The 1,320-nt window shown below is 45.5% G+C and carries 2 protein-coding genes; both read left to right on the top strand.

Annotated elements, in window-relative coordinates:
• The first annotated feature begins 73 nt into the window (after nucleotides 1-73).
• Entirely contained in the window at nucleotides 74-409 is a 336-nt protein-coding gene (locus AC6ESP_RS29410) for a transposase (RefSeq protein WP_497100338.1), read from the top strand.
• 11 nt (nucleotides 410-420) lie between these two features.
• A complete protein-coding gene (locus tag AC6ESP_RS29405) occupies nucleotides 421-1,284 on the top strand; it encodes an IS3 family transposase (RefSeq protein WP_497100340.1) in 864 nt (287 codons plus the stop codon).
• Nucleotides 1,285-1,320: the final 36 nt, after the last annotated feature.

The following is a 1,320-nucleotide window of genomic DNA, read 5'->3' as shown; positions in this document are numbered from 1 at the left end:
TGCAGCTAGAATAAAAAGTGGACACTCGTTAAGTGTATGAGGATAATGACAATAACGAGAAGGGGTGTCCTGTATGGAGAAACAACCACGTAATCAATATACAGAAGAGTTTAAGAAGAGAACTGTAAAGTACATTCTAGAGCAGACGAAGACCATGCCTGAGATCGCATCGGAGTTGGATATCTCCGCAGGGGTATTGCATAGTTGGAAACAGAAGTATAGAACTGAAATCGAAGCCGATCTTCAAGTGGAACTCCAAGCTTCACCGGATAAAGTACGGTTGCTAGAGCAGCAATTGATGGCTATGGAGTCCGAAAGGAAGAAGCAAGAACTCGAAAATGCTGATCTGCGTGAGGAACTCGAAATCTTAAAAAAGGCGCTACACATCTTCGGCAAAGAAAGGAAGTAAGGTTCCAATTCATCGAAGATCATCGCTCCGAGTTTCGCATGGAGAAGATGTGTAGCACGCTTGATGTTTCCAGGAGTGGGTACTATAAATGGTTGTCACAGAAAACGAACGTCAATCGTTATCAGGAGCGTCGCAAGACGCTTGTAGCGCGTATTTCCTGGCTGCATCAAGACTCGGTAAGGCGCTACGGCAGCCCAAAGATCACCGCCAAACTCCGTAAGGAAGGTTGGAAAGTGTCCGAACGATTGGTCGGAAAGCTCATGAAAGAGAACGGGATGCGCTCCTGTGTAGCAAGAAAGTTTCGGGTTTGTACAACGGACTCCAATCACACAAATCCGATTGCGCCTAATCTGTTGAATCAAGATTTCAAGACAACCGCACCGAACAAAGTATGGGTAACCGACATTACCTATATCCCTTGTCGCGAGGGCCGTTTGTATCTCGCAAGCGTCCTGGATTTGTATACCCGCAAAATCGTTGGCTGGGAGTTAGGAGACCGCATGACGACGGATCTCGTGCTGTCAGCATTAGATCAGGCATACGCGGCGCAGAAGCCCAAAAAGAAACTTATTCATCATTCAGACCGCGGTTCACAGTATACGTCGGACGAATACCGAAAGCGGCTTAAGAAGTACAAAATGAAGGTTAGCATGAGCCGAAAAGGAAACTGCTACGATAACGCCTGCATCGAGTCTTTTCACAGTGTGTTGAAGAAGGAGTTTATTTACTGTACGAAATTTAAGACAAAGGTACAGGCCCAGCAAGAAATGTTTGAGTACATCGAATTGTTCTACAATCGCAAGCGAATTCACGGAACTTTAGGGTACGTATCGCCTGTTCAGTTTGAGTCCATGTATTACAAAAGGGGAAGCTAAATGATTGATGTTGTCCACTTTCTTGACAGAGGTCCA

The sequence above is a fragment of the Paenibacillus xinjiangensis genome, from assembly GCF_059686975.1.
Note: the sequence above shows the minus strand (reverse complement) of the source record. Positions and strands in the feature narration are given on the sequence as shown.